Here is a 26,766-nt window from a genome sequence, read left to right as displayed (position 1 = left end):
TAAAATAAATTGTAGGTTTGCTAATTACCAGCTTCCACCGGCGCCTCCGCCACCAAATCCACCGCCACCGAAGCCTCCTCCGAAGCCTCCACCACCACCAAATCCACCTCCGGAACTTCCTCCTCCAAAACTTCCACGGCCCAGAGAGCTTAAGATAATGGCATCCCATAATACACTGCGTCCGGTTCTTCTTCCACCATTTTTCCCACCTCCGCGTTTATTGAACATAGAAATAAGGATAACGATAAATATAAAGAAGATAATGATCGCTTTAAGGGGGATTCCTCCGCCGGAACCTCTTGAACCTGGAGCTCCCTGAAAAGTGCCATTAAGGACCTGGAAAATAGCCGTGGTTCCCTTGTTAAGTCCGGCATATATATCGCCGTTCCTGAATTCGGGTAGAATTATAAGCTCAATAATTTCTTTTGTCTTAGCGTCGGTAAGATATTCCTCAAGGCCATAACCGGTAGTGATCCAGATTTTGCGTTCTTTTTGAGCTACTAAAACTAAAAGACCATTGTCCTTATCACTTTGGCCAATTCCCCACTCATGCGCCCAGTGTGCTGCGTAGGTGCCCTCGTATTCGCCTTCAAGCGATTCTATAGTGACCACTACGATCTGAGTGGAAGTGGTGTCGGCATAATTAATTAGCTTTTGCTCGAGCCTTTGCTCATCTGGAGCCGAGAGCATATCTGCTTCATCGTATACGCTGGTCTGTTCTGACGGTTTTTGAGGGATATCACGTTGCGCTACTGCGGTGAATCCCGTTAAAAATATCAGTAATAGTATAAATCGTTTGATATGCTTATGCTTTTGAAATTTGATCTGATAACTCGTTGGTATTGTTCTCATCCCAGGGGAAATGTTTTTGCAGCTGTTCTCCAGCTTTCAAAACGCCTTCTACAAGACCATCCTTGAAATGACCTTTTTTAAAGTGTGAAACGATAAGTTCTTTAGTGCTTTCCCAGAAATCATCTGCCACCACTTCATTAATTCCCTTGTCTCCATAGATCACAAAATTCCTGTCTTCTACAGCTACATATATGAGTACGCCATTTGCATCTTTCGTATTATCCATTTTAAGAGCATGAAAAACTTCCATGGCTCGTTCAAAGATATCTTCGTCGCCCGTACTTGGCTCAAGGTGAACTCTTATTTCACCGCTTGTCTTTCTTTCTGCCTGTCTTATGGCTTCAACAACTTCCTCTTCTTCCTTTTTGCTTAAAAAGGCCTCGCTTTTTATACTCATTTTTTAAAAATCGAATTCTACATCTGGTGCATCTTCAGCTCCGGCATCAGACTGGAAACCTTCCATGTCATCAAAGCCAAAAAGTGCCGCGGTGATATTGCTCGGGAATTTCCGGCGTGTTTTTTCATAACTTGCCACAGCTTCATTGAACCTGTCTCTGGCAACATTGATCCTGTTCTCTGTTCCTTCCAGCTGAGATTGCAATTGCAGGAAGTTTTGGTTCGCCTTTAATTCAGGATATCTTTCAACAGTCACTAATAATCGGGAGAGGGCAGAAGTAACCCCTTGTTGAGCTTCCTGATATTGCTGAATTTGAGCTGCACTCAAATTACTTGCGTCAACATTTACTGAAGTTGCTTTTGATCGCGCTTCAATTACATCTGTAAGTGTTCCTCTTTCAAAATCTGCAGCACCTTCAACAGTTTTAACCAGGTTGCCTATAAGGTCATTTCTTCTTTGGTAAGAACTTTCTACATCATTCCATGCCTTTTCAGCATTCTCTTCTTTATCCACGAGGGAGTTATATGGAGATGCGATTAAAATTATCAGGACTATAATGATTCCCGCCGGGATTAGCCACTTTTTCATATTACAATTGATTTTTAAGGTTGATTAGTTCTGCTTTTACGCTTTCCAGTTTTCGAATAATATCAAAGTTGCTAAGCGTTTTATGTTTTTCTTCTTTTAAATGAATTTTAGCTCCCTCCAGGGTGAAGCCTCTTTCTTTGACCAGGTGATAGATCAATTCAAGGTTCTTAATATCTTCAGGCGTGAATTTCCTGTTGCCTTTTGCATTTTTCTTTGGTTTGATCGCATCAAATTCCTTTTCCCAGAATCTAATCAGGGAAGTATTCACTTTAAATGCTTCGGCAACTTCGCCAATGCTGTAATAGCGTTTTTCAGGAAGATCTATGTGCATTAATCAAGCGATTGATTTTCACGTTGTGCTTTTTCCAGGACCTCTCCAAACTCCTCCGGAGAAAGGTTTCCGTAGTAGAAATTAATAGGATTTATCCTATTGTCGTCCTTGAATATTTCATAATGTAAATGAGGAGCTTCAGATCTTCCGGTACTGCCTACAAATCCAATCACATCACCTCTTTTTACTCTCTGACCACGACGAACATTGTATTTATATAAATGTGCATATAAACTAGTGTAGCCATAGCCATGATCTATTCTGATATGATTTCCGTAACCCGTAGATCTGCTGTCTGCTCTCACCACACGACCATCTCCGGTAGCGTAAACAGGGGTTCCTCTTGGGGCGGTGAAATCCATGCCATAATGAAACTTCCTTACTTTAGTAAACGGGTCTGTTCTCCAGCCGTAACCAGAAGCGATCCTGCTAAGATCTTCATTGTTTACCGGTTGTATCGCCGGGATGGCAGATAGCAATTCGCCTTTTTCCCTGGCAAGTTCGGCAATCTCATCAAGAGATTTAGATTGGACTACCAGACGCTTGGTAAGGACATCCATCCGTTTGGTGGTTTCGGTAATAAGTTTACTATTGTCAAATCCTTCCAGTTGTTGATAACGGTTCACACCTCCAAAACCTGCCTTTCTTTGCTCCTCGGGAATAGGGTTGGCCTCAAAATAAAGCCTGTAAATATTATTATCCCTGTCTTCAATATTAGCCATCACATCCTGTATCTGGTCCATCTTCCTGTTAAGAAGACCGTATTGAAGTTTCATGTTCTGTAATTCACGCTTCAGCGCTTTTTCTTTAGGTGTTTCTATTTGAGGAATGTTCAAATAGATTATAAGAAGTATAAAACCGGCCAAAAATGAACCGGTAATACTAAGCAGGACAATACCTATGCGCCTGCCTTTCTTTTGCTCGATCTTTTTGTAAGAAAGGGTCTCGCTATCGTAATAATATTTAACCTTCGACATGAGTTAAATTTATGCTATTTTTGCGTCCAGAAACGGCTCAAATACCGTGTAATTAAATACGGTAAACGAACAAATATATGAATTGTTTTGCCGTCTTCATAATTTAATGAATTTTGCAAGAAAATAACTGAATGAAGTCACAGGATATCCGCAAACAGTTTCTCGAATTTTTCAAATCGAAATCACATAGCATTGTGCCATCTGCGCCTATGGTCATAAAAGATGATCCCACGCTTATGTTTACCAATGCGGGAATGAACCAGTTCAAGGAGTTTTTCCTTGGAAATTCAGTTCCGAAGAATAACAGGGTAACCGATACTCAAAAATGTCTTCGCGTAAGCGGAAAGCATAATGACCTGGAAGAGGTAGGGCATGATACCTATCATCATACCATGTTCGAAATGTTGGGTAACTGGAGTTTTGGAGATTATTTCAAAGAAGAAGCCATTAATTGGGCGTGGGAGCTTTTAACCGAAGTTTATAAGATCAATCCTGATAATCTATATGTTTCAGTATTTGAAGGTAGTGATGATAAAGATGATCTGGGTCTGGATACCGAAGCTTTAGAGCTTTGGAAAAAGATTGTTCCGGAAGAAAGGATCATTTACGGGAATAAGAAGGATAATTTCTGGGAAATGGGAGATCAGGGGCCATGCGGACCTTGTTCAGAGATTCACATAGATATTCGTTCAGAAGAAGAGAAAGCTAAGACTCCGGGTAGAGACCTGGTAAATATGGATCACCCACAGGTGGTAGAGATCTGGAACCTGGTTTTTATGCAATATAACCGCAAGGCTAATGGAGATCTTGAAGAATTGCCAGCAAAGCATATAGATACGGGAATGGGATTTGAACGCCTGTGCATGGTGCTTCAGAACAAAAAATCCAACTACGATACAGATGTATTTACCCCGCTAATCGGGGAGATCGAAAAGATCACCGGGACAAAGTATGGTAATTCTGAAGAGGCTAATATTGCGATGAGAGTGATCGCAGACCACGTTCGCGCGGTGGCCTTTTCTATAGCAGATGGCCAGTTGCCGAGTAATACAGGAGCGGGATATGTAATAAGACGAATATTAAGGAGAGCCATTAGATATGGTTTCACCTTCTTAAATACCAAAGAACCTTTTATCTATAAACTGGTTCCTATACTTACTGAGCAAATGGGAGGTACTTTCCCAGAACTTAAGTCTCAGCAAAGCCTTATGGAAAATGTGATCAGAGAAGAGGAAGCCTCATTCCTGAGAACACTGGACCAGGGATTGGTACTGCTGGAGAATTTGATGAAAGAATCAAAGGATAAGACGATTTCAGGGGAAAAGGCATTCGAGCTGTATGATACTTTTGGTTTTCCGATAGATCTTACTGCTTTAATATTAAGAGAAAATTCTTATGATCTTGATGAAAAGGGGTTCGAAGCTGAATTGAAAAAGCAGAAAGATCGTTCTCGTGAAGCCACTGCCGTAAGCGCTGGTGATTGGATGGAATTGAATGAAGTAGAAGACGAGTCTTTTATAGGTTACGATCAGCTGGAAGCTGAAGTGAAAATCGCCAAATACCGAAAGGTAGAATCCAAGAAAAAAGGGGAGATGTACCAGGTGGTTTTAAATAAAACGCCGTTCTATCCTGAAGGTGGAGGCCAGGTTGGTGATAAGGGTATCATTATGTCTTCAGATGGTGAAGTGATCGAAGTTATGGACACTAAAAAGGAGAATAACCTTATTGTACATTTCACCAAGAAATTACCAGGTAATACAGAGGCAAGTTTTGAAGCTATCGTGAATAAAACTGATAGATCTAAGACTGCTTCCAATCATACCGCCACGCATTTATTGCACCAGGCGCTAAGAAGTATTCTAGGGACGCACGTAGAGCAAAAAGGGTCTATGGTGCAGAGTGACTATTTAAGATTCGATTTTTCTCATTTCGGTAAAGTAAATGCTGAAGAATTGGAGAAAGTAGAGGATTTTGTAAATGCTAGAATTCACGAACAAATAAACCTGGATGAACAGAGAAACATTTCTTACCAGGAAGCTTTAGACCAGGGAGCGATCGCATTATTTGGTGAGAAATACGGAGATTCGGTTAGAGCGATACGTTTTGGTGAATCTATGGAATTATGCGGGGGAACACACGTTCAGAATACTTCAGATATATGGTATTTTAAAATTACCGGAGAATCTGCGGTTGCTTCAGGAATTAGAAGAATAGAGGCGATTACCGGTGAAGCTGCAAGGAAATATTTTGAAAAACAAACTCATATCCTGGAAGAGATCAAAAGCGGATTGAAGAATGCGAACGATCCGGTTAAGGCTATAAATACGCTTCAGGAAGAAAATACGGCTTTAAAGAAGCAGGTGGAAAGCTTATTAAGGGATAAGGCTAAAAACCTGAAATCTGAGCTTAAACAGGAAGTTAAACCGGTAGATGGAGTTAATTTCCTTGCTAAAAGAGTTGATCTTGATGCTGCCGGTATCAAGGACCTGGCTTTCCAGTTAGGTGAAGAGATGGATGATCTTTTCCTGCTTTTCGGGACAGAGCAAAATGGAAAAGCTTTGCTTTCATGTTATATTTCTAAAAACCTGGTTAAAGATAAAGATCTTAACGCTGGGCAGATTGTTAGAGAACTCGGTAAGTATATACAGGGTGGAGGCGGAGGCCAGCCATTCTTCGCTACCGCAGGTGGTAAGAAACCTGAAGGTCTCAATGAAGCGCTTCAAAAAGCAGAAAGTTTTATAAAATAATACGAAAATCCCGGTTTTTTAACCGGGATTTTTTAATTTAAGTATATGGATTTCAGAACCAAAGTTCCCGTTAAAGAAGGTGCTCCCAAGATTGATCATTCATCAGGGGTATTTCTTATTGGCTCTTGCTTTGTGGAGAATATAGGTGATAAACTGGAATGGTTCAGATTTAAAAATCTTCAGAATCCTACCGGGATTATTTTTCATCCTTCTCCAATTCGTAAGTTCTTTCAACGTCTCTCTAATAATGAAGAGTATCAGGAAAAAGATGTGATGGAATTCAATGGAGGTTGGCAATCCCTGGAAGCGCATTCAGATATGCGACGGGATACCAAAGAAGAATGTCTGCAGGATCTTAATGCTGCCCTTCAGCAAAGTCGTGATTTCATTCAAAAGGCTTCTCACGTAGTTATTAGCCTGGGAACGGCCTGGGGCTATATTTATGAAGGGAAGGAATCTATCGCGGCAAACTGCCATAAGATTCCTCAAAAGAGGTTTACCAAAGAATTGTCTTCGGTTACCGAGATTATGAACGATCTGGAAGTGATAGATCATTCTGTTTCTCAAATGAACAAAAAAGCTAAGGTTATATATACTGTCTCCCCGGTGAGGCATTTAAGGGATGGGTTTACCGAGAATCAGCAAAGTAAGTCGCATTTGATTACAGCTTTACATCAATTCCTTGTTGAAAGTGATCGATCGGTCTATTTTCCCTCTTATGAGATCATGATGGATGAGCTTAGGGATTATAGATTTTATTCAGAAGATATGCTTCATCCAAATAAGGTGGCTGTAAATTATATCTGGGAGTTATTTTCAGAGAACTGGATCTCAGGAAAATCGATTTCTTTAAATGTGGAAATTGACAAAATTCAGAAAGCACTTTCACACTCTCCGCGCGCAGAAAATTCAGATGCTCATAGGAAATTTCTTACAAATTTGCAACGAAAAATCGAGGAAATTCAAAAAAAATACCCTGAAATTAACTTTTCTTAACCCTTGTCATTATTGAGTTTGTTAAATTTTTAATAATCTCGAAACGTTAATTTTATACTTTATGTCAAATTATTTGTATTTTTACAAAGCAGATTTGAAATAAATACTTGTTGGTTATGATGATGTACATCTCAAATAATCAATTAATTATGGATAATTTGTTTTCTAAAATTTGTTGGGGTAGATTTTAGAATATACTAAGGGACGGGTGGGGCCGCCCCTTAGTTTTTTTATAAGAATTATTTAACTCTCTTTGGCTTTTAGTTATTATCTCTCTCCTCTTTTTTTTCTAATTTCAACTCATGAAGAATATTCTATTATCCATCCTGATGGTGGCAGTCATAATTCTTGGATTTATGTACTGGGACCAGAAGAACGATGAGAAAGAAAGCCTGGAGGAAAATACCGCCCTTATTCAGGAACAGATCAGGAACGTTGGGAAACTCGTGGTGACCGAAGGAACTTTCTCCCAGGTTTTTACCTATAAAAACTCTAAGAGCTTCTATTTAGATATATTTTCTGCCCGCAAGAAGGCACTAATCGTGGTAAATGCAGAGGTTAGTATTGCTTACGACCTTAGTAAACTGGATATTGAGATCGATGAGGAAGGCAAAAGGGTGATCATAAAAGATATTCCAGAAGAGGAAATAAGTATTAATCCGAATATCAAATATTACGATGTGACTCAGGATTACCTGAATCAATTTGAAGCGGAAGACTACAATAAGATCAAAGCAAAAATAGAAAAGGGCTTAAAAACTAAAATCGAAAATTCAAGCCTGAAGTCTAATGCTAAGAACAGGCTGGTAAGCGAACTTCAAAAAATATACATCCTTACAAGTTCTATGGGCTGGACTTTAGAATATCAAGATCAAGCCATTGAAAATGAAGAAAGCCTGGAGCGTATCAAGATCTAAGGAGTAACCATACTCGATTCGGTCATTTCTATACCATCATCAATTAAATGAGCTACCTCCGGTCTTTGCTTTTTGATCTCCTGTAATCTTGTTTTAACCTCTTCGGCCAGTTTTAGATCATTTTCGGAGGCCAGTTCGTAGATCTCTACGGAAAGTAACCAGTCTTTTGGGTGGTGCTTTTTTACGATGTCAAAAGCTGCATTCAATGAGAATTTAGTATTCTCTCCATTCCGGATATTTCTTATAGCCTTATAAAGCGATTCTAATTCTTCCCTATCAGGTGTTTTTTTGCTCTTAATGGTAGTTGTAGAAGGAGTATGAGTAATAAGATCAAAAGATTCATGATCTGCAGGTCCTGCGAAAGCTGAAATTATCTCTTTACCCACTGCCATATCATAACGACCCCATTCAGGCTTAAATAGAACTTCATCATTATAGGTAACCGTACAATCCTTAAAGCTGATAATAATAATTTTACCCTGTAAATTCCTTGTTCCGGTGATGATCTCACCTTCAACTTTTACACCTCCTTCAAATTCCAGGCTTACCTTTTCACCCTCATATATCGCATAAGCTCTAAGATCCCTGGGACTCATATCTTCTATAGCCAGGTTGATACCCTTTAATAAACCAATAGGTGAGCCAAAGCCTTCAGGATGCGTTGAAACGCCATGTCCCACGAGTTCCTTTTCGCGATAGGAAAGGGCAGTCTCGCCTTTGGTTTGGATATATACAGGTTTTCCTTCATGTTCAATCACATTGGAAAAATTACCCGAAACCTGAATTCCGGTACTAAATTCAATAGTACCCAGATTCTTGGAGTCTATAAGTTTTTGAATTCCTTCCAGTCCTCCTTTTCTTAATGCCATTTTATTAGCAAACTCTTCCAGAACGAGACTTAAATGAGCAAAGTCTGGGGTTACATAAAGCTGAGGTTGAGGTTTGGTGATATCAAATTCTTTCTTGGCTGCTTCTATTGTGTACGGAAATTTCTTTACAACATCGGTCATACAGGATTTGCTTTCTCCAATTGAAGAAAGAAGCCCGGCGCCATATATTTTTGGATCTTCTACAGTGCCAATTAGTCCATATTCTACAGTCCACCAGTGCAGGTTTCTTATCTGAGACATTTCACTTGGTTTAACATCTGCATTCTGAAGCTCATCTACTCTTTTTTCGACCTCTTCGATCTTTTCCTTTGGGGTGTCTTCAGCCTCTTTTAAAATTGAAAGTTCACGAATCGCCTCATAAACCTCATAGTCATGAGAACTCGATATCGCCTTACAGCCTATTTCTCCAAAGCGCCTTAGATATTCGGCATATTCAGGATTTGCGATAATAGGGGCGTGGCCGGCGCCTTCGTGAATGATATCAGGAGCCGGAGTATATTCTATATGTTCTAACTGTCTTATATCGCTCGCGATTACCAAAACATTGTAAGCCTGGAATTCCATAAATGCAGCTGGAGGAATAAAGCCATCTACGGCAACCGCAGCCCAGCCAATTTCTTCCAGGATACGATTCATTCCATACATGTTGGGAATGCTGTCTATCGAAATCCCGGTTTTCTTCAATCCGTCCAGGTAAGATTCGTGCGCTACCTTGCTCAGGTAATCCACATTTTTACGCATTACATATCGCCAAACTGCCTGATTAATAGGAGTATAATCTTCATAATTTTGAGGCTTTATATATTGCTGTAAATGGGCAGGTAACCTGTCCAGAATCTCGTTGGATTGAATTTTATCTAACATGGTTTGTTTTAACTAAAACGTTTGCGTTAAAAGTACAAAATTTGGCAGAGAAACAGAAGGATATTAGTTAACGACCTGGTATAAAAAAGCCCCTGATTCAGGGGCTTTCTTTTAATTTTTATTTTTCCATTCCCGGAGGATATTTTTCCATGATCTTGCTTACGATCTCATTGATACGCTCCTGTTTTTTATTGACCTCGCGGGCAAGAGCAGCAGTTCCCATTCCCTGCCAAACAAGTTCTTTACCTTCAGAATCTATAAGGTCTATATAAAGGGTTCCTTCACTGGTACTGCTCACTGTATTAAATCCGCTTCCCCAGTACCATGGGTTCCATCCCCAGCCATAACCCCAGTAAGGGTAAGTATTATTATATATGTTTATGTTCTCATTGGTCTTTGTGAAAATACTTACGAGAAGATCAGGATCTTCAGATTTAGTAAATCCTTTTTTCTCCATTTCAGTTTCAATAGCTCTTAAAATTCTTTTCTTATCAAGATCAGAGATTTCAGCTTTATCAATACCCGGCTTAAAGAAAGCGTATGTTCCATAATTCGAGAAATTAGCTTCACGATCATAATCTGAAGCAACCTTTACACTGCTACATGAAGTTAATACTACCGCGAATAACAGTAGAACAGGAGTAAATCTTAGAAATTTCATAGGTTAGATTTTAAATTTATATAAATTTTAATCCAAAAGACCCGGGTCTACCAGATTAGGAATCGTCACTTTTAATTGTGGATTCATATCCATCGCGCGCTTCGCAGCGAATATGGCTTCCTTATTCCTTGCCCAGGATCTACGAGCTATTCCGTTATTTACATCCCAGAACAACATAGATTTTAAACGGTCTTCTGATGCTTTATCACCTTCAAGAATCATGCCGAATCCGCCGTTAATAACCTCTCCCCAGCCAACGCCACCGCCATTATGGATACTTACCCAGGTCGCTCCGCGAAAACTATCGCCTATAACGTTCTGGATAGCCATATCTGCCGTGAACCTGGATCCGTCATAAATATTAGAGGTTTCACGGTAAGGTGAATCGGTTCCCGAAACATCGTGATGATCACGCCCCAGCACCACCGGACCGATCTCCCTGCGACCAATGGCGTCGTTAAATGCTTTGGCAATAGCGATCCTTCCTTCAGCATCGGCATATAAAATCCTCGCTTTGGAGCCAACAACCAGTTTATTCTCCCGGGCACCTTTGATCCACTGAATATTATCCTGCATTTGCTGCTGAATCTCAGCCGGTGAATTTTTCTTTAGTTCATAGAGAACCTTTGTCGCGATCTCATCGGTTTTCTGGAGATCTTCGTCTTTGCCTGATGCACAAACCCATCTAAAGGGGCCGAATCCATAATCAAAACACATTGGTCCCATGATATCCTGAACATAGCTAGGATATCTGAAGCCCTTGCCATCTTCGCTCATAATATCTGCACCTGCCCGGGAAGCCTCCAGTAAAAAGGCATTTCCGTAATCAAAGAAATAAGTTCCTTTAGCCGTATGCTTATTTATTGCGCTCGCCTGTCTTCTTAAACTTTCCTGTACTTTCTCCCTGAACTTTTCAGGATTGGAAGCCATCATTTCATTTGCTTCTTCAAAACTCAGTTCAACCGGGTAATAACCTCCGGCCCATGGGTTATGAAGCGAAGTCTGGTCGCTTCCCAGGTCTATGTAGATATCATTTTCAGCGAAGTATTCCCATACTTCGACCACATTACCCTGGAAGGCAATAGAGACAACTTCCTTACCTGCTTTTGCTTTCTTGACTCTCTTGGCAAGAGCTTCCACATTATCGATAACCTCATCTACCCAGCCTTGTTTATGCCTGGTTTGGGTAGCCTTGGGATTCACTTCTGCGCAGATCGTGATACACCCGGCAATATTTCCTGCTTTAGGCTGAGCACCACTCATGCCACCAAGCCCTGAGGTCACGAATAGCTTCCCTGCCAGGTCTTCACCGTCCTTGGCGATCTTTCTACCGGCATTCAAAACCGTGATCGTGGTTCCATGAACAATTCCTTGCGGACCTATATACATATAGCTGCCGGCGGTCATCTGGCCATACTGGGTTACTCCAAGCGCGTTGAATTTCTCCCAGTCATCTGGCTTTGAATAATTAGGGATCATCATACCATTGGTTACCACAACTCTTGGCGCATTTGGATGCGACGGGAAAAGTCCCATGGGATGTCCAGAATACATCACAAGGGTCTGGTTATCATCCATCTCTGCCAGGTATTGCATGCACAATCTATACTGTGCCCAGTTTTGAAAAACGGCTCCGTTACCGCCATAAGTGATCAATTCTTCAGGGTGCTGGGCCACTTCAGGATCCAGGTTATTCTGGATCATTAACATGATTCCATTCGCCTGAACGCTTTTCCCTGGATATTCGTCAATAGGCCTGGCATAAAAATCATAATCCGGCTTTAAGCGGTACATATAGATCCTGCCATATTTTTCCAGTTCTTCCTTAAATTCCGGAAGCAGGGTTTTGTGATGTTTTTTGTCGAAATATCTCAAAGCATTCTCCAGGGCGAGTTTCTTTTCTTCCCTGTCCAGAATATCTTTGCGCTTTGGAGCGTGATTTAAAGATTCATCATAAGGTTTTTTAGCCGGTAGCTCATCTGGGATTCCTTCAAGTATCTGATCCTTAAAATTCATTAGTCTTTATTCTTGAGAGTTGGTTTTCTTGTTGTATCCGTAGGGGCAATGTCTGCAGCCGCTTTCACAGCAATAACCTCTTTTAAGATGATATTGTTCAGTAAAACAACGGTAGCCTTCAGGAGTCAGGTAATAGTCTCCATCCTCTAACGGGATTCTTTTTTTCTGAAAATTCATGGGGCTAAAATACAATTTCTTATCTTGAAAGCATGATTTTGATCGTCAACAAATGGCTGCTTAGCGGGAGGTTTAAGGGTATAAGTCTCTGGCCTTTTGTGATCCTGCAGAACAGGCATTTGAAACAGGATGTGTTCTTTATAAATCATGAAAAGATACATTTACGGCAGCAACTGGAAATGCTCATTCTCTTTTTTTATGTTTGGTACGCGATTGAATTCTTTGTGAGATACCTGGATTGTAAAGACGGAATGCTTGCCTACAGAAATATAAGTTTTGAACGGGAAGCTTACCGCCGGGAGAACGATCTCAATTATTTGAAGAACCGCTCATTCTGGGCGTTCCGGAATTTTCTCTAAGATGATCTTTTTAAAAGCTGCAGCAAGTTCAGCCTGACTCCCATATTATTTTAGTTAGTGATTGTATTCTGAATCCCAAGAGGTATTTTTGCAGTATGCAGGACTTTTTTGAAAGCGAGCTTGCTCGAACAATTCCAAATGAATTTATTACCGAATTCCCGGGTGGGATTCAGTTTTGGATCAAAAGAGAAGATCTTTTGCATGAAGAGGTCTGTGGAAACAAATTCAGGAAATTAAAATACAATATTGCAAAGGCGAGGGAATTTAAGCATTCAAGGCTATTAACCTTTGGAGGTGCCTTTTCTAATCATATTGCAGCTACTGCTGCTGCCGGTAAAATTTTCGGTTTTGAAACAATAGGCGTAATCCGGGGAGATGAACTTGCAGATCTTTCAAAAGATAAACTTAGTCCAACTTTAAGATATGCTGACGACTGCGGAATGAAGTTTCATTTTGTAAGCAGGGAGGCCTACCGGGAAAATGAAGATCCTGAATTTATTCAAAAATTAAAAGGGCAGTTTGGTGATTTTTACCTGGTTCCCGAGGGCGGAACCAATGAATTTGCCATCAAAGGCTGTGAAGAGATACTCACAGACAAGGAGAGCGATTTCAATTTTATATGTTCTTCGGTGGGAACCGGAGGCACCCTGGCCGGGCTCATCAATTCTTCCAGGCCAGATCAAAAGGTTTTGGGCTTTTCAGCTTTAAAGTCAGATTATTTAATAACGGAAGTTTCGGAACTGGTAAATAAGCAAAACTGGGAAATGATACTAAACTATCATTTTGGTGGTTATGCTAAGGTAAACAGGGAGCTCATAGATTTTATGAATGATTTCAGTGAAAAATATAAAATCATTCTGGACCCTGTCTATACAGGAAAATTAGTTTTTGGTATTTTTGACCTCGTAAAACAGGGATATTTTCCTGATAATTCGAAGATCCTGGCAATCCATACCGGAGGCTTGCAGGGAATAGAAGGAATGAACCGGTTGTTAAAGAAAAAAGGACTGCCCCAAATTGCGAGATAATATGAAGATCGTTCGTTTTGTATCATTTTTAATGCTCATCGTTTTTGCTGCTTCCTGTGGAAGTAAAAAGAAGGTAGTAACCAGAAAAGATGACGTAGAAATAAATAATCGGGGAGAAGAGAATCGTGAAACTCCCGCGGAAGTAGTAGATGATGTAAAAGAAGAGATGCCACGTAATTCCTACCATTACCGGGTAGAGGATTATATCAGGGATTATGCTCCTATTGCTCAGGAAGAAATGAGACTTTATAAAATTCCTGCAAGTATAACGCTGGCGCAGGGAATTCTGGAATCTGGAGCGGGAAATGGAGAACTTACCAGGAGAGCGAACAATCATTTCGGGATAAAATGCCATGATTGGGATGGTGAAAAAGTATATCATGATGATGACCGCCGTGGCGAATGTTTCAGAAAATATAAACACGCAAAATATTCCTATAGAGACCATTCCTTGTTTCTTTCTGGCCGTGGAAGATATGCAGAGCTGTTTGAGCTGGATGTCGATGATTATAAAGGCTGGGCGAAAGGACTTAGAAAGGCTGGGTATGCCACAGATCGCAGATATCCCGATAAACTGATAGATCTTATTGAAAGATATGAATTGTACAAATTTGATTCAGATATCACCAAACGTCCTTCGCCGGCATTTACTGTTAAGCCACAGGAAAGTTCAGAAACTCATGTGGTGAAAAAAGGTGATACGCTGTATTCTATTTCAAAAAGATACAATACCTCGGTAGAGGAAATTAGAAGAATGAATGGCCTTAACGGAAATACAATTTCTATTGGCCAGATCTTAAGTGTGAAATAAAAATGTTTTGTCATTCTGAAAATATTTCAGAATCTAAGAATATTAATTACCCTGAAACTCCGGAAGCTTCTGGAAAGGGTAAGAAAAAGTGAAAAAGTAATTTATGATTTATAAGAGAAGTAGCGAATTATTTGCAGAGGCACAAAAAGTAATCCCAGGCGGGGTGAATTCTCCCGTGAGGGCTTTTAAAGCGGTTGGTGGTGAGCCAGTCTTTATTGAAAGAGCTGAAGGTGCCTATCTGTATGATGAAGATGGAAATAAATTGATAGACTACATCAATTCGTGGGGGCCACTTATTCTAGGTCACGCTCATAAGCCAGTTCTTGATGCGGTTATAGAAAAGGCTAAAAAAGGAACTTCTTTTGGAACACCCACAGAGATCGAAACCAAGATCGCCGAGCTGGCGGTAAAAATGGTTCCGAATATCGATAAGATAAGAATGGTGAATTCCGGGACTGAAGCCTGTATGAGTGCGGTTCGTCTAGCCCGCGGATTTACCGGAAAGGAAAAGATTATCAAATTTGCCGGTTGTTATCATGGTCATAGTGATTCTTTCCTTATCCAGGCCGGTAGTGGAGCGGTAACTTTTGGAACGCCAAATAGCCCAGGAGTAACCCAGGGAACAGCCAAGGATACCTTGCTGGCAAAGTATAACGATCTTGAAAATGTAAAGGAACTGGTAGAGGCGAATAAAGACGAGATCGCCTGTATCATTATTGAACCTGTTGCTGGTAATATGGGATGTATCCCTCCTGCAGAAGGATTTTTAGAAGGACTTCGCGAGATCTGTGATGAAACTGGAATACTTCTGGTTTTTGATGAGGTCATGACCGGATTTAGACTGGCTCCGGGAGGAGTTCAGGAAAGAGCGGGAGTGAAGGCAGATATTCTTTGCTTTGGAAAAGTGATTGGTGGCGGCTTACCGGTAGGTGCCTTTGCCGCTCGTAATGAGATCATGGATTATCTGGCTCCGGTTGGACCGGTTTACCAGGCAGGAACGCTTAGCGGGAATCCATTGGCTATGGCTGCGGGATTAGCAATGCTTACCGAATTAGACAGCAAAAGAGAGATCTTTGAAAGTATCGATAAAAAGACCGAATACCTTCATAAAGGTATGGACAAGGTCCTGAGTCAAAATAATGTTGATTATACCATCAACAGGGAAGGATCTATGATCTCGGTTCATTTTGGAAAAGAACCGGTAACCGATTTCGATTCGGCGGCGAAGTCAGCTAATCTTGGCCTTTTCAATAAATTCTTCCACGGAATGCTGGAGAATGGAATTTACATTGCACCGAGTGCCTTTGAAACCTGGTTTATAAGTGACGCGCTCTCTTATGAAGATCTTGATAAAACAATCGAAGCGGTAGATAAGGTTACCAAAAACTTCTAAGTAATATTGCTGAAATATAATAGATCCGGAAGACTTCAGTTTTCCGGATTTTTCTTTTTTAGAACTTTCTATTTTTGAAATAATACTTTTTGTCTTCTTCGGTGATCTCCCTGATCACCTTGCAGGGATTACCGGCGGCCAAAACATTTGATGGGATATCTTTGGTGAGCACGCTTCCGGATCCAATAACGCAATTATCGCCAATCTTGATACCTGGATTAATTACCACATTTCCACCTATCCAGACATTATTTCCAATAGCTACGGGAATGGCATATTCCCAACCCTGATTTCTTTTTTCAGCATCTATAGGATGTCCCGCAGTAAAAATACTCACATTAGGAGCCAGCATCACATTGTCGCCGATCTTAACTTCAGCACAATCCAGGATGACGCAATTATAATTGGAATAAAAATTTTCGCCAATAGAAATATTGTAGCCATAATCACAATGAAAAGGTGGTTCGAAGTAGAAGTTTTCTTTGAAAGATCCTAGAAGATCTTTAAGAATGGTATTTCTTTCCTCAACTAAATCTGGAGTTAAAGAATTGATCTGGAAACAGGCTTTCTGGGCGCGAATCCGTTCTTTTGAAAGTTCAGGATCTGATGCGATATATGGCTTTTGGGAAAGCATTTTTTCTTTTTCACTAGCCATATTTAAAAATATTGAGAGTTATGACAATTCCAGTAATTCCTCGATATAAGTACGGGAATTCGAAAGCCTTGGGACTTTATGCTGCCCTCCAACTTTATTGTTCTTCTTCAGCCAGTCATAAAAAAGGTTTTTCCTGGCCTGGTGGATCTTCGGCATATTAAGGGTCATATTGTTATAACGCTTAGCCTCATAATCGCTATTCACTTCCTGAAGGGCGAGGTCCAGTTGCCGCTGGAAATTATCAAAATCCCTTGGAGGTGTTTTGAATTCAATTATCCATTCGTGCGCGCCTTTTTCCTTACCTTCCATGAAGATAGGAGCAACGGTATAATCGATGATCTCGCAGTTTGTCACCAGGCAAACTTTCTTAAGGGCTGTTTCGGCATTTTCAATGATGAGTTCTTCACCAAAAACATTTATATGATGTTTGGTCCTTCCAGAAACTTTGATCCGGTATGGATCTATATCTGTAAACCTTACCGTGTCCCCAATTTTATACCTCCAAAGTCCGGCATTGGTGGTGATCACAACCGCGTAATTTTTACCGATCTCAACTTCAGAAAGAGGAATCGCTTTTTCCTCTGAGGTTCCGTAGTCTTCCATCGGGATGAATTCGTAGAATATCCCGTAGTCGAGCATTAAAAGCAGGTCTTTAGTGTCGTTATGGTCCTGGCAGGCAAAGAAACCTTCAGAAGCATTATAGATCTCATAGAACCTGAAATCTTCCTTTGGAAGGATCTTCTGGTATTGCGAAGCATAAGGCTCAAAGCTTACTCCCCCATGGAAATAGACCTCCAGGTGTGGCCACACTTCAAATAGATTTTGCTTTCCGGTTGTTTCTAGGACATTGTTCAGTAAAACCAGCATCCAACTGGGCACTCCGGCCAGGCTGGAAACTTTTTCCTTGATGGTTTCATCTACAATAGCCTGCATTTTATACTCCCAGTCGTGCATCAGGGAAACTTCGTTGCTAGGTGTACTGCTAAATTCTGCCCAGAAAGGCATATTGTCTATAAGTATCGCTGAAAGGTCTCCGTAAGAAGTTCCATTTTCCTGGTATAATTCCTTACTTCCACCAAGTCTCAGGCTCTTACCGGTAAACAGTTGTGATTGCGGGTTGTTGTTCAGGTAAATGCAAAGCAGGTCTTTCCCCGCAGCATAATGACAGTCTTCGAGAGAGTCCTGGCTTACCGGAATAAATTTACTTTTTGCATTTGTAGTTCCACTTGATTTTGCGAACCATTTTATAGGAGTAGGCCATAAAATATTAGATTCGCCAAGTCGGCTTCGTTCTATGACCGATTCATAACCTTCATAATTCTGGATAGGAACACGTTCTCTGAACTTTTCATAAGAATCGATCTCATGGAAATGATATTTGTTGCCAAATTCCGTATTTCTGGCCTTCGAGATCAGGTTTTTAAGCAATTCATTCTGAACCTCGTTAGGGTATTTTATGAACAATTCCATCTGGTGGATTCTCTTTTTGAGAAACCATGAAGCTATGGAGTTGACTAATGGAATTGGCATTATTCTTCTTATCTTTAACGCTTATTATTAAAGGGCGTTCGGTTATTTGGTTAAAAATAAACGAAACTTTGAAGCCTGCAAAAAATTCAATCAGTCTTAAATTAAAAATTTAAATGAGATACGAGGGAGTTCTAACTAAAATGAGAACCGAAATTACCGATGTGGTTCAATATTACCTGGTTTGGGAAAATGATTTTATCAATATGAACCAACTACTTGATAAAAAGATCAGCCTGAATTTCCTTAGATATCAATGTCTTAATTGTGGTCTGGAAAAGAAGATCTATAGACAGGGTTTTTGTTTTGACTGTTTCACTTCCATTCCTCAAGCCGGCGACTGGGTTATTAAACCTGAACTTAGTAAAGCCCACTTAGATGAAGAAGATCGTGACCTGGATTTTGAAAAACGTGCTCAGCTTCAACCTCACGTTGTTTACCTGGCCAACTCTAGTGACGTTAAAGTTGGTGTGACCAGGAAAAGCCAGATCCCTACAAGATGGATAGACCAGGGAGCACATGAAGCGATCGAGATCGTAGAGGTCCCAAACCGGTACCTTGCGGGTATCACCGAGGTGGCATTAAAGGATCATGTTTCAGATAAGACCAACTGGAGAAAGATGCTTACCAATGATATAATAGATCTTAATCTGGCTGAAGAGCGAGAAAAACTAAAAGAATTTATTCCGGAAGAAGCCATGGAGTATTACCTGGCGAGTAATAAGGAAACAGAGATCAAATTTCCGGTAAAGCAGTTTCCGGAAAAGGTGAAATCTCTAAACCTGATTAAAAACCCTTACTTCGAAGGAGTTTTAAAAGGGATCAAGGGGCAGTACCTGATCTTTGAAGACGGAACGGTCTTCAATGTGAGAAGTAATGAAGGATTGGTGGTAGAACTGAAAGTACTGGTTTAAATTTTTTGAGATTATACTTCTAAAATAGTTGTGGCACTTAGCCTGTCGAAGTGCTTTCTAAACTTGTGAAAAACTCAAGGGAGAAATCTATAGCAAATCGAACCTGAATGAGATTTCTCCCTAAGGTCGAGATGATATACCTTTTTTCGTCATGCTGTCCTGAAGGTTCGGGAGTTTCAGCATTTGTTTAGACTCTGAAACAAGTTCAGGGTGACGACCTCGAGGAATACAATGATTTTCCATTTTTTGATCATAATAAAGCTGCCTGAGTTTCTAAACAAGGTAACGTAGTTAAATAAGTGTTTTATATTAATTGTCTCATTTTCAGTTTTTTAATTTAGGTTTCAGTCTTTGTTCTGCTTATTTTTATAGCTCGCTTTAAAAATAGACAGATGAAATCAAATGCTCTTCCCCGCCGCGAATGGATCAAAAAAGGTCTGCTTTCTGTAGGCGCTCTAGCTGTTACCCCTCAAATTCTCTGGGCTAACCGCGTAAATGAGGCCATTAGTTCGAAAAACAGATTTCTATTCAATACGTCCGGGTTTAATGAATTCACCCCTCCAAAGTTTCCAGACCTGGACAACCTGAAAGCGAGGCTAATGTGGAATGAGAATCCATACGGACCTTCAAAAGAAGCTGCGCAGGCATTTACCGAAAGTGTTTGGAAAGGAAATCACTATCCATCGAACAGCCTGGACCAGTTAACAGAAAAGATCGCCAGGAAAGAGGGAGTTTCAAAAGACCAGGTTTTGCTAGGGCCGGGATCTTCAGACCTGTTGGAAAAAACTGCCGTGGTTCTTTTTCAGAATGGCGGTAATGTGGTTAGCGCAGATCCTAGTTATATGGCGCTTATTTCTGTGGCAAAGGCAGCCGGCGGGAACTGGAAAAGTATAAAACTAACCTCTACTTATGAACATGACCTGGATGCGATGGAAGCAGCCATTGATGAGTCAACCAAACTTGTATATATAACCAATCCTAACAATCCCACTGCGACAATTACTAATGCCGATAAATTGCGGAGTTTCTGTAAGCATGTTTCTAAAAATCTGCCGGTTTTTATTGATGAAGCTTATATGGAATTAAGTGAAAATGGAATGGCAGATTCTATGGCGCCACTGGTTGCTGAAGGAAAAAATATCCTGGTCTCCAGAACATTTTCAAAGATCCACGGAATGGCAGGTCTCAGAATAGGATACCTTTTAGGTCAGAAAGAAATCCTGAACCAGATAAATGATGTTATAGGTACTGGAATGGGAATCACCGGGCCAAGTATAGCAGCTGCTACGGCGAACCTGGATAATGAGGAATTCCTTTCAGATTGCAGGGAGAAGTTTTTTGATACAAGAACCTTTTTTAAGAATTACCTGGCTAAAAGAGGAATTAGTCATATGCCATCCCAAACCAATTTTATCATTTTTTCTCTGGAAATGGCCGGGGACGAATTCCTTCAACAGGTTTACGACAGGAATATGGCGGTTCGTGCTTTCCAGTTCTGGGGTAAGGACTGGTGCAGGGTAAGCATGGGCACAATGGAAGAAATGCAATTATTCACGGAAGCTCTAGACGAGATTCTGGTTTGATATCTATAAATATTTCAGCATCTGTCTAAACCCTGAAACTCCTGAAGCAAAGGGACAGGGTGCCGCATGTTGACATTTTTTGAGATCATAGAACTAGCCTTAATTCAAGGTTCGTTGACGCACTGAGCCTGTCAGAGTGTATTTAATTGTGAAAAACTTGAAGTTTTACATATCGATATGTTCCGAAATAAGGTCTGTTCAGCAGCTTTAATTCTTTTTCGTTGTATCAGTTTTCTTCTTTGCACTATTTAAGATACCTCCCAGAATATTCTTAGCTGCATCTTCAACCTGTTTTTTTTGAGACTGATTAATAGAATCTTTTCTGGTCGAAACCGGGGCAGTTGTAGAATCTGTCTTTTGAGAATTTACAGCAGTAGTATCATTCTTGTTGAAAGGCTTATTAGGATCTCTCTTTCCCTGTAGAATATCGTTAATTGCGTCGACTGCCTTGTCTTCAAGGTTTTTACTTTGCTTAGCTACGATCTTCTGAGTAAGATTATTCACCGCCTGTTGCATATTCAGTTTGACCTGAGGACTATTAAAGTTCCCGGTAATTCCTATGGGTAACTCCACGCTCATATTGGCGATGCTTTCACCGCTTAACTTACCAAGTGCTCCACCAACTTCAGATCCCAGATATTTTGCCGGTACATCCAGTTTTAGATCATAATCCATGGTCATATCGAATCCGTGGCTTCCCGAAACCTGGAAGTTAATATCCTTAATATTAAAATCGAATGGAGCTATTTGAACCATCCCGTCATTGAAGGTGAGCTTTGTTTTTAAATTACTAAGATCCAGATCCTCAAAATTTATAAAATTAAGTTCAGAATCCAGTTTTGCTAACAGGGCTGCTTTTTCAGGATTAATTTCTGCAGTAAGTATTTCTGCCAAAGCATTCCCCGCGATGGTAGCGAGTTGAGGTGTTAAATCCTCATTCAAATTACCTTTAAGATTCAGATTCGACTGTAATTTTCCTTCCAGCGCGCTGGCAAGCGGGGCCAGGTTCTGCAATAGTTCGAGGCCGTTAAAAGACGAGGCAATATCGAGTGAATTCAGGTTAAGATCCATCTCAAAAACCGGCGTAGGATTTTTTGTGGAAACCATCCCATTCACACCTATACTTCCATTAAATATATTTGTCGATATGTCTTGCAACCTCGCAGTTTCATCTCTTATTACAAGGACTCCAGTGGCATTCTTTAATTCAAGATTGTCGTAGATGACCGTGTTGGCATTGAACTTCAATTCCATATCCAAAAATGATGGAATCTTTACCGCTTCCTCACCGGTGGTTTTCGCAACGGTCTTTTCCCTGCCATTTTCATCGGTAGTAGTTATATCTTCAGTTTCTGCAACCATAAAATCGTTAACTGAAAATTTATTTGACTGAACCTGAAAATTACCTTTCAGGGCCTGATCTGTAAAAAGAAATCCTATAAGATTTTGAAGCGTTCCCGCTGCGGTAAGATCGGTCTGGCCAGTGGTAAGATTCAAATTAGGGATACTAACGTTCCCCTGGTTGAAGCTCATATTGGCGTTGGCGATCTTAACCTCGCTTGGAATTTCAGGCGACAGATAGCTGAAATTCTTTATCGAAGCCGTTCCGCTACTTTTTACATTTTGATATTGTTCATTTTCGATGGAATTCATATCAAAACTGGTCTTAACATCGGCTGTAAGAATTCCATTAAGATCCTGTTCCATTTCTAGTGGATAAGCCTGGCTTAAATTAGCAAGATTTATAGTGCCTTTAAGCGCAAGATCTACCAGCATATTTTCGGTGATATTGCTAATATTCCCATTTGCAGTAAAACTATCCTGGTCTATTCTAAAGGTTGCATTATTAATGTTGATATAAGTTTCTTCAGCAAGACCGGTATCGTTTAGAACCACCATATCCAGATTAATATCCTGGACACTTTTTGGAAGGTCTGGATATTTGAATGAGGCATTATTGGATGTGATTTTAATATCCATTTTAGGAATGTAGAGATCATCTGCTTTCCCGAAAATTCTTCCGTCAACGATAAAATCTCCGTTGGTGTCGACATTTTCAATATTCTTCGCGTAGATCTCTGGGATCACCGCCAGGAAATTTTTGAAGTCGGAAGATGGTGTCTTAAAGCTAAGGTCCATTTCGGTATTATCCTCATTCACCTGCACATATCCGTCGAAGGTTAGCGGTAACTGATTTACATGTGCCTCATTTTCCAGGAAGGTATACCTCATTTTATCCAGGTCCATCTGGAAAACCGCGTCCAGGTTGATCAAATTCTGGTTCAGGTAATTTACCCCGTCGTAATCTAAAGAAACCAGGGCTTCAGAATAGGTGTCAAGTTCAGATTGGTCCAACGAGAAATCTCCGGTTCCTTCATGATTCAGATTTTCAACATCCAGAGAAACCTTAGTGGTTTTATCAACATATTTAACCCTGGAATTATTTATTTCATAATGCTTAAGATCTAGTTTAAAAGGTTGCCCTTCTGATGCTGAAGTTGTAGTATCCTCAATAGCAATATCATAATTCGCTTTTCCCAGTGAGTCAACTTTAATGTTTATATAGGCGTTATTCAATGTTAATTGATCTATGACCTTAGGTTCATCGCTGCTCTTAAAAAGTTCCTTAATAGACATCTCCAAAGTGACCTCTTCGGTCAAAGCCAGGGTATCTCCTTTGAACGGCTCGTTATTAATGATGCTTAGATCTTCAATTACAAGAGTTGCCTCGGGAAAACTTCTGAACATGCTTAGATCTATATCCTCGAAATCAACCTGTGCATTGAGATTCTTATTCATGGTTTTCCTTACCACGTCTTTAAGCTGAGACTCAAACACAAATGGCGCGACAATCAATAAAATGATGATCGTTAGTAGTATAAAACCCAGAATTTTTAAAGCTTTTTTCATGTGATAATGAAATTTGTTATTTATTGGTGTTTATTAAGAATTGGCATTTAGGTTAATATAAGCTATTTAAACTTCACTCCTGACTTCCTCGAGCCTAAGTTCTTCTGCCGGTTTTAAATTGAACAGGCCTCTAAGCCCATATACTGCGGCATACAGGAAGGGCGTATCCAGGGCTGCGATTAAAACCTTGAATAAGAATCCGCTAAGCAACAATCCTCCAAATAGTTCCCAGTCTATCTTGCCAAAGCTACAAAGCAAAAATAAGACCGAAAATGTGTCAACAAACTGGGATAGGAAGGTGGAAAAGTTATTTCGTAACCATAAATGCTTTCCTTTGGTGACCCTTTTCCAGAAATGAAAGATATGTATATCTATATACTGCGCTAGCAAATAAGCGATCATAGAAGCAAAAACAGCAATTGCAGTTGCACCAAAAACTTTACCGAACAATGCGTTATTTATTGGCGACCAGGTGGTGGCCGGTACGGCGTCTGATGCATAAACTATCAACAGCGAAAAGAAAGAAGCAAAAATTCCAGTGGTCACTACCAGGTTCGCTTTCTTTTTTCCGTAAACCTCACTTATGATATCGGTAATTAAAAAGGTGACCGGATAAGGTAATATCCCTACCGAAATTTCAAAAGTATACAGCCCGAAAAAATCCCAGTAAAAGAACTTTTGAAAAATGAGATTCGATACAACCAGGGAGGCGATAAACAAGGCACTCAGGATCATATAAATTTGTTGAGCCGTGAGCATATTTTTCAGGTGGAGTTTGGCCAAATTTTTTTATTAAGTCTTTCCCCAAAGTTAAGAGTATGTGCTTTTGTTTTGCTTAATTTGCTGTGAAATTATTTGGCGCTACCTATTAAAATTTTATTAATTCGCTTTGAAATCCCCTAAAACAGTAATATTAGCACTGGGAAGTAACCTTGGTGACCGTTCCGGTTTTATGCAAAAGGCCCTGCAAATGATCCATGAAAACATTGGTTGGGTCATCGATGTTTCTAGAATTTATGAAACTCCAGCCTGGGGATTTACCGGGAATTCTTTTTTAAACGCCTGCATTTCTGTTTCTACAAGACTCGAAGCCCAACAGGTACTTGAAGAACTTTTGGGTATAGAGAATGAATTAGGTAGGGAACGCAATGATGCCGGTAATTATCAAAACAGGACGATAGACCTGGATATTCTACTCGTTGAAGAAGAGATCATTGAAAATGAAACCTTGAGAATTCCGCATCCGGGAATCCCGGAAAGGAAATTTGTTCTGAAGCCTTTAGCCGATATCGCTGCTGCTGAAAAACATCCCGTATCAGGGAAGAAGATAAGTGAATTATTAAAAGATACCACAGATGGATCTGAGGTTTCGATCTCTAAGGAAGAATTAAAGAAGCCTGCCTTAAATTATAATTTTCCCGGTTGTAATTATATCGCGGTAGAAGGTAATATTGGTGCTGGAAAAACGAGTTTTTCCACTATGGTTTCTGAAGACTTTAATGCGAAACTCATCCTGGAGCGTTTTAAGGATAATCCCTTTTTGCCGAAGTTTTACGAGAATAAGGAGCGTTATGCTTTTCCGCTGGAAATGTCATTTCTGGCAGATCGTTATCAGCAACTATCTGATGACCTGGCCCAGTATGATCTTTTTAAGGATTTTGTAATTTCAGATTATGACGTTTTTAAATCCCTAATCTTTGCGAAGATCACTTTGCATGAAGACGAATATTCCCTTTATCACAAGCTTTTTCATTTGATGTATAAAGAGCTGGTAAAGCCTGAACTTTATATTTATTTATATCAGAATACAGAGCGTTTGCTTGAGAATATCAAAAAACGCGGCCGCGATTATGAGCAGAACATTCAGCCAGATTACCTTGTAGATATCAATAAAAGTTACCTGAACTTCATCAAATCCCAGAGCAATATGAAAGTGCAGGTGATAGATATTTCAGGACTTGATTTTGTTTCGAACCGTAAGGATTATCTATGGTTGCTTTCTGAAATTGATAAAGCAGTTCGTTAATCCTGAGCCAGTTGTAGTTTAGAAAACAGATCCCAGAGGACAACCCCCGTACTTACTGAAATATTCAGGGAATGTTTGCTTCCAAGCTGAGGTATTTCTATCACTCCGTCGCTGGCCGAGACCACTTTTTGTTGAACTCCTTTAACTTCATTTCCAAATACAACAGCACAAGTAGTTTCTGATGCTGGTTTGAAATCATTAAGCATCACCGAACCTTCTGCCTGTTCTATAGAATAAACTTTTATGCCCTCTTTTTTCAATTTTTCAACTAGCTCAATGCTATCCTCAACATATTCCCAGGAAACGGTTTCAGTCGCTCCCAGGGCAGTTTTCTGAATATCTTTATGTGGCGGTTGAGCGGTAATTCCGCAGAGATAGATCTTTTGAATCAGGAAAGCATCGGCAGTACGAAAAACGGATCCTATATTGTTCAGGCTCCTTACATTATCAAGAATTACAATAATAGGCGTCTTTTTAGCTTCCTTAAATTGATCGATACTTTTTCGATCAAGTTCGCTGTTGCGAAGTTTTCTCTTTTCCATGCGGCAAAAATAGAAATTTGAAGTTTGATATTTAATTTTTCAATTTACTGTTAATCAGAGTTATTTAATTTTATTAAATTTAATAAAATCTAATCCCTGCAAATTCTTCCGAACTTCCTGTTTTTGTGATGGTTTTAATTCTAACTAAAACTAAATAATCATGAAAATTTACAAAACAACAATCGCGATCCTGGTCTTATTATTTGTTAGTAGCTTCGGCTTTAGCCAGGAAATGAAAGCAGAGAAATATGATAATCCTGAATGGGTTAGCATGTCCTACATCAAATTCAAGCCTATGAAGAAGGATCCGGCCATGAGCATTATAGAAAATTATTTTGTTAAGGCAGATCAGGATGCAGGGATAGAGGCACCAACGGTTTTTCATTTTGTTACTGGAGATTATGATATGCTTGTTATTTGGGAAATGTCTGAAGGCGTAGAAACCTTAAATTATAAGATGACTCCAGATGATGCAAAGTGGATGAAATCAATGGCGAAAATTGCCGGTAGTGAGGAAAAGGCAATGGCAAAAATGGACGAATTCTTTTCTTATGTAGATAGCTGGGACAATACTCTCGCCAGGAAAGAATGATCTATAATTTTAA

At 40.0% G+C, this 26,766-nt stretch carries 25 protein-coding genes; 11 read left to right on the top strand and 14 right to left on the bottom strand.

The features are described 5' to 3' along the window. Positions 1-24: 24 nt before the first annotated feature. The 5 genes from G3I01_RS01940 to G3I01_RS01920 are packed head-to-tail and all read right to left on the bottom strand — an operon-like array spanning position 25 to position 3,145. On the bottom strand, positions 25-852 hold the full coding sequence (locus tag G3I01_RS01940; protein WP_219550593.1) for a TPM domain-containing protein: 828 nt from the start codon (positions 850-852) through the stop codon (positions 25-27). After that, complete coding sequence (locus tag G3I01_RS01935; protein ID WP_219550591.1) at positions 806-1,249, bottom strand: TPM domain-containing protein; 444 nt, start codon at positions 1,247-1,249, stop codon at positions 806-808. Before G3I01_RS01935 ends, G3I01_RS01940 begins: the two co-directional genes overlap by 47 nt. A gap of 3 nt (positions 1,250-1,252) precedes the next feature. After that, a complete protein-coding gene (locus G3I01_RS01930; RefSeq protein WP_219550590.1) occupies positions 1,253-1,837 on the bottom strand; it encodes a LemA family protein in 585 nt (194 codons plus the stop codon). 1 nt (position 1,838) lies between these two features. Beyond that, positions 1,839-2,168 carry a MerR family transcriptional regulator gene (locus G3I01_RS01925; protein WP_219550589.1) on the bottom strand — a complete coding sequence of 110 codons (330 nt, stop codon included), beginning with the start codon at positions 2,166-2,168 and terminating at the stop codon, positions 1,839-1,841. Further along, a complete protein-coding gene (locus tag G3I01_RS01920) occupies positions 2,168-3,145 on the bottom strand; it encodes a M23 family metallopeptidase (RefSeq protein ID WP_219550588.1) in 978 nt (325 codons plus the stop codon). Before G3I01_RS01920 ends, G3I01_RS01925 begins: the two co-directional genes overlap by 1 nt. Positions 3,146-3,276: 131 nt before the next feature. On the opposite strand from G3I01_RS01920, the gene alaS reads away from it, so the two are divergent. The 3 genes from alaS (at position 3,277) to G3I01_RS01905 (ending at position 7,805) form a co-directional block, all read left to right on the top strand. Next, the gene (gene alaS / locus G3I01_RS01915; RefSeq protein ID WP_219550587.1) at positions 3,277-5,892 is read left to right on the top strand and encodes an alanine--tRNA ligase; all 2,616 of its coding nucleotides are present in this window, start codon (positions 3,277-3,279) and stop codon (positions 5,890-5,892) included. A 45-nt stretch (positions 5,893-5,937) separates the two neighbouring features. Continuing rightward, positions 5,938-6,888 carry a GSCFA domain-containing protein gene (locus G3I01_RS01910; RefSeq protein WP_219550585.1) on the top strand — a complete coding sequence of 317 codons (951 nt, stop codon included), beginning with the start codon at positions 5,938-5,940 and terminating at the stop codon, positions 6,886-6,888. Positions 6,889-7,190: 302 nt separating this feature from the next. Beyond that, positions 7,191-7,805 carry a DUF4230 domain-containing protein gene (locus tag G3I01_RS01905; RefSeq protein WP_219550584.1) on the top strand — a complete coding sequence of 205 codons (615 nt, stop codon included), beginning with the start codon at positions 7,191-7,193 and terminating at the stop codon, positions 7,803-7,805. On the opposite strand, the gene G3I01_RS01900 is transcribed toward G3I01_RS01905, so the two are convergent. The 4 genes from G3I01_RS01900 to G3I01_RS01885 all read right to left on the bottom strand — a co-directional run bounded on the left by G3I01_RS01900 (position 7,802) and on the right by G3I01_RS01885 (position 12,413). Next, positions 7,802-9,559, bottom strand: coding sequence for an aromatic amino acid hydroxylase (locus G3I01_RS01900; protein WP_219550583.1), 1,758 nt, complete (start codon positions 9,557-9,559; stop codon positions 7,802-7,804). The two genes, G3I01_RS01905 and G3I01_RS01900, sit on opposite strands and share 4 nt — an antisense overlap. 118 nt (positions 9,560-9,677) lie before the next feature. Beyond that, positions 9,678-10,220: a DUF4136 domain-containing protein gene (locus G3I01_RS01895; protein WP_219550582.1), complete on the bottom strand. Its 543-nt coding sequence runs from the start codon at positions 10,218-10,220 to the stop codon at positions 9,678-9,680. 27 nt (positions 10,221-10,247) lie between these two features. After that, positions 10,248-12,236 (bottom strand): urocanate hydratase, encoded by a 1,989-nt coding sequence (locus G3I01_RS01890; protein WP_219550581.1) that lies wholly within the window; start codon positions 12,234-12,236, stop codon positions 10,248-10,250. A 6-nt stretch (positions 12,237-12,242) separates the two neighbouring features. Beyond that, a complete protein-coding gene (locus G3I01_RS01885) occupies positions 12,243-12,413 on the bottom strand; it encodes a DUF5522 domain-containing protein (RefSeq protein ID WP_011708162.1) in 171 nt (56 codons plus the stop codon). A 32-nt stretch (positions 12,414-12,445) separates the two neighbouring features. On the opposite strand from G3I01_RS01885, the gene G3I01_RS01880 reads away from it, so the two are divergent. From G3I01_RS01880 to hemL, 4 genes are all read left to right on the top strand, one after another. Next, complete coding sequence (locus tag G3I01_RS01880) at positions 12,446-12,772, top strand: hypothetical protein (RefSeq protein WP_108170351.1); 327 nt, start codon at positions 12,446-12,448, stop codon at positions 12,770-12,772. A gap of 95 nt (positions 12,773-12,867) precedes the next feature. Then, positions 12,868-13,800, top strand: a complete 933-nt coding sequence (locus tag G3I01_RS01875) for a pyridoxal-phosphate dependent enzyme (RefSeq protein ID WP_219550579.1) — start codon at positions 12,868-12,870, stop codon at positions 13,798-13,800. A gap of 1 nt (position 13,801) precedes the next feature. Further along, positions 13,802-14,611, top strand: coding sequence for a glucosaminidase domain-containing protein (locus G3I01_RS01870; RefSeq protein ID WP_219550578.1), 810 nt, complete (start codon positions 13,802-13,804; stop codon positions 14,609-14,611). A gap of 103 nt (positions 14,612-14,714) precedes the next feature. Further along, entirely contained in the window at positions 14,715-16,004 is a 1,290-nt protein-coding gene (gene hemL / locus G3I01_RS01865) for a glutamate-1-semialdehyde 2,1-aminomutase (protein WP_219550577.1), read from the top strand. Positions 16,005-16,062: 58 nt separating this feature from the next. On the opposite strand, the gene G3I01_RS01860 is transcribed toward hemL, so the two are convergent. Both G3I01_RS01860 and G3I01_RS01855 read right to left on the bottom strand, forming a co-directional pair. After that, on the bottom strand, positions 16,063-16,659 hold the full coding sequence (locus G3I01_RS01860) for a sugar O-acetyltransferase (protein ID WP_219550576.1): 597 nt from the start codon (positions 16,657-16,659) through the stop codon (positions 16,063-16,065). Positions 16,660-16,677: 18 nt separating this feature from the next. Next, positions 16,678-18,189, bottom strand: coding sequence for a GH3 auxin-responsive promoter family protein (locus tag G3I01_RS01855; protein ID WP_219550575.1), 1,512 nt, complete (start codon positions 18,187-18,189; stop codon positions 16,678-16,680). Between the two features lie 113 nt (positions 18,190-18,302). On the opposite strand from G3I01_RS01855, the gene G3I01_RS01850 reads away from it, so the two are divergent. Both G3I01_RS01850 and G3I01_RS01845 read left to right on the top strand, forming a co-directional pair. Then, positions 18,303-19,100 carry a DUF2797 domain-containing protein gene (locus G3I01_RS01850; protein WP_219550573.1) on the top strand — a complete coding sequence of 266 codons (798 nt, stop codon included), beginning with the start codon at positions 18,303-18,305 and terminating at the stop codon, positions 19,098-19,100. A gap of 392 nt (positions 19,101-19,492) precedes the next feature. Then, positions 19,493-20,683, top strand: coding sequence for a histidinol-phosphate transaminase (locus G3I01_RS01845; RefSeq protein ID WP_219550572.1), 1,191 nt, complete (start codon positions 19,493-19,495; stop codon positions 20,681-20,683). 207 nt (positions 20,684-20,890) lie between these two features. On the opposite strand, the gene G3I01_RS01840 is transcribed toward G3I01_RS01845, so the two are convergent. Both G3I01_RS01840 and G3I01_RS01835 read right to left on the bottom strand, forming a co-directional pair. Continuing rightward, positions 20,891-23,593, bottom strand: a complete 2,703-nt coding sequence (locus G3I01_RS01840) for an AsmA-like C-terminal region-containing protein (protein ID WP_219550571.1) — start codon at positions 23,591-23,593, stop codon at positions 20,891-20,893. 66 nt (positions 23,594-23,659) lie between these two features. Continuing rightward, a complete protein-coding gene (locus G3I01_RS01835; protein ID WP_219552745.1) occupies positions 23,660-24,352 on the bottom strand; it encodes a queuosine precursor transporter in 693 nt (230 codons plus the stop codon). A 130-nt stretch (positions 24,353-24,482) separates the two neighbouring features. On the opposite strand from G3I01_RS01835, the gene folK reads away from it, so the two are divergent. After that, the gene (folK, locus tag G3I01_RS01830) at positions 24,483-25,619 is read left to right on the top strand and encodes a 2-amino-4-hydroxy-6-hydroxymethyldihydropteridine diphosphokinase (RefSeq protein WP_219550570.1); all 1,137 of its coding nucleotides are present in this window, start codon (positions 24,483-24,485) and stop codon (positions 25,617-25,619) included. Here the strand turns inward: folK and G3I01_RS01825 are convergent. Then, positions 25,616-26,161 (bottom strand): RNA methyltransferase, encoded by a 546-nt coding sequence (locus tag G3I01_RS01825; RefSeq protein WP_219550569.1) that lies wholly within the window; start codon positions 26,159-26,161, stop codon positions 25,616-25,618. The genes folK and G3I01_RS01825 overlap by 4 nt on opposite strands. 160 nt (positions 26,162-26,321) lie before the next feature. On the opposite strand from G3I01_RS01825, the gene G3I01_RS01820 reads away from it, so the two are divergent. After that, on the top strand, positions 26,322-26,753 hold the full coding sequence (locus G3I01_RS01820) for a hypothetical protein (protein ID WP_219550567.1): 432 nt from the start codon (positions 26,322-26,324) through the stop codon (positions 26,751-26,753). Positions 26,754-26,766: the final 13 nt, after the last annotated feature.

The sequence above is a fragment of the Gramella sp. MT6 genome (assembly GCF_019357415.1).
GTDB lineage: Bacteria > Bacteroidota > Bacteroidia > Flavobacteriales > Flavobacteriaceae > Christiangramia.
The sequence above is the reverse complement of the archived record's forward strand: the minus strand, read 5'-3'. Positions and strand labels throughout refer to the sequence as shown.

Excerpts from the sequence above, each read along its gene's own strand:
- G3I01_RS01940 (WP_219550593.1), bottom strand. The coding sequence starts at position 852 with ATGAGAACAATACCAACGAGTTATCAGATCAAATTTCAAAAGCATAAG.
- G3I01_RS01935 (WP_219550591.1), bottom strand. The coding sequence starts at position 1,249 with ATGAGTATAAAAAGCGAGGCCTTTTTAAGCAAAAAGGAAGAAGAGGAA.
- G3I01_RS01930 (WP_219550590.1), bottom strand. The coding sequence starts at position 1,837 with ATGAAAAAGTGGCTAATCCCGGCGGGAATCATTATAGTCCTGATAATT.
- G3I01_RS01925 (WP_219550589.1), bottom strand. The coding sequence starts at position 2,168 with ATGCACATAGATCTTCCTGAAAAACGCTATTACAGCATTGGCGAAGTT.
- G3I01_RS01920 (WP_219550588.1), bottom strand. The coding sequence starts at position 3,145 with ATGTCGAAGGTTAAATATTATTACGATAGCGAGACCCTTTCTTACAAA.
- alaS (WP_219550587.1), top strand. The coding sequence starts at position 3,277 with ATGAAGTCACAGGATATCCGCAAACAGTTTCTCGAATTTTTCAAATCG.
- G3I01_RS01910 (WP_219550585.1), top strand. The coding sequence starts at position 5,938 with ATGGATTTCAGAACCAAAGTTCCCGTTAAAGAAGGTGCTCCCAAGATT.
- G3I01_RS01905 (WP_219550584.1), top strand. The coding sequence starts at position 7,191 with ATGAAGAATATTCTATTATCCATCCTGATGGTGGCAGTCATAATTCTT.
- G3I01_RS01900 (WP_219550583.1), bottom strand. The coding sequence starts at position 9,559 with ATGTTAGATAAAATTCAATCCAACGAGATTCTGGACAGGTTACCTGCC.
- G3I01_RS01895 (WP_219550582.1), bottom strand. The coding sequence starts at position 10,220 with ATGAAATTTCTAAGATTTACTCCTGTTCTACTGTTATTCGCGGTAGTA.
- G3I01_RS01890 (WP_219550581.1), bottom strand. The coding sequence starts at position 12,236 with ATGAATTTTAAGGATCAGATACTTGAAGGAATCCCAGATGAGCTACCG.
- G3I01_RS01885 (WP_011708162.1), bottom strand. The coding sequence starts at position 12,413 with ATGAATTTTCAGAAAAAAAGAATCCCGTTAGAGGATGGAGACTATTAC.
- G3I01_RS01880 (WP_108170351.1), top strand. The coding sequence starts at position 12,446 with ATGATTTTGATCGTCAACAAATGGCTGCTTAGCGGGAGGTTTAAGGGT.
- G3I01_RS01875 (WP_219550579.1), top strand. The coding sequence starts at position 12,868 with ATGCAGGACTTTTTTGAAAGCGAGCTTGCTCGAACAATTCCAAATGAA.
- G3I01_RS01870 (WP_219550578.1), top strand. The coding sequence starts at position 13,802 with ATGAAGATCGTTCGTTTTGTATCATTTTTAATGCTCATCGTTTTTGCT.
- hemL (WP_219550577.1), top strand. The coding sequence starts at position 14,715 with ATGATTTATAAGAGAAGTAGCGAATTATTTGCAGAGGCACAAAAAGTA.
- G3I01_RS01860 (WP_219550576.1), bottom strand. The coding sequence starts at position 16,659 with ATGGCTAGTGAAAAAGAAAAAATGCTTTCCCAAAAGCCATATATCGCA.
- G3I01_RS01855 (WP_219550575.1), bottom strand. The coding sequence starts at position 18,189 with ATGCCAATTCCATTAGTCAACTCCATAGCTTCATGGTTTCTCAAAAAG.
- G3I01_RS01850 (WP_219550573.1), top strand. The coding sequence starts at position 18,303 with ATGAGATACGAGGGAGTTCTAACTAAAATGAGAACCGAAATTACCGAT.
- G3I01_RS01845 (WP_219550572.1), top strand. The coding sequence starts at position 19,493 with ATGAAATCAAATGCTCTTCCCCGCCGCGAATGGATCAAAAAAGGTCTG.
- G3I01_RS01840 (WP_219550571.1), bottom strand. The coding sequence starts at position 23,593 with ATGAAAAAAGCTTTAAAAATTCTGGGTTTTATACTACTAACGATCATC.
- G3I01_RS01835 (WP_219552745.1), bottom strand. The coding sequence starts at position 24,352 with ATGCTCACGGCTCAACAAATTTATATGATCCTGAGTGCCTTGTTTATC.
- G3I01_RS01825 (WP_219550569.1), bottom strand. The coding sequence starts at position 26,161 with ATGGAAAAGAGAAAACTTCGCAACAGCGAACTTGATCGAAAAAGTATC.
- G3I01_RS01820 (WP_219550567.1), top strand. The coding sequence starts at position 26,322 with ATGAAAATTTACAAAACAACAATCGCGATCCTGGTCTTATTATTTGTT.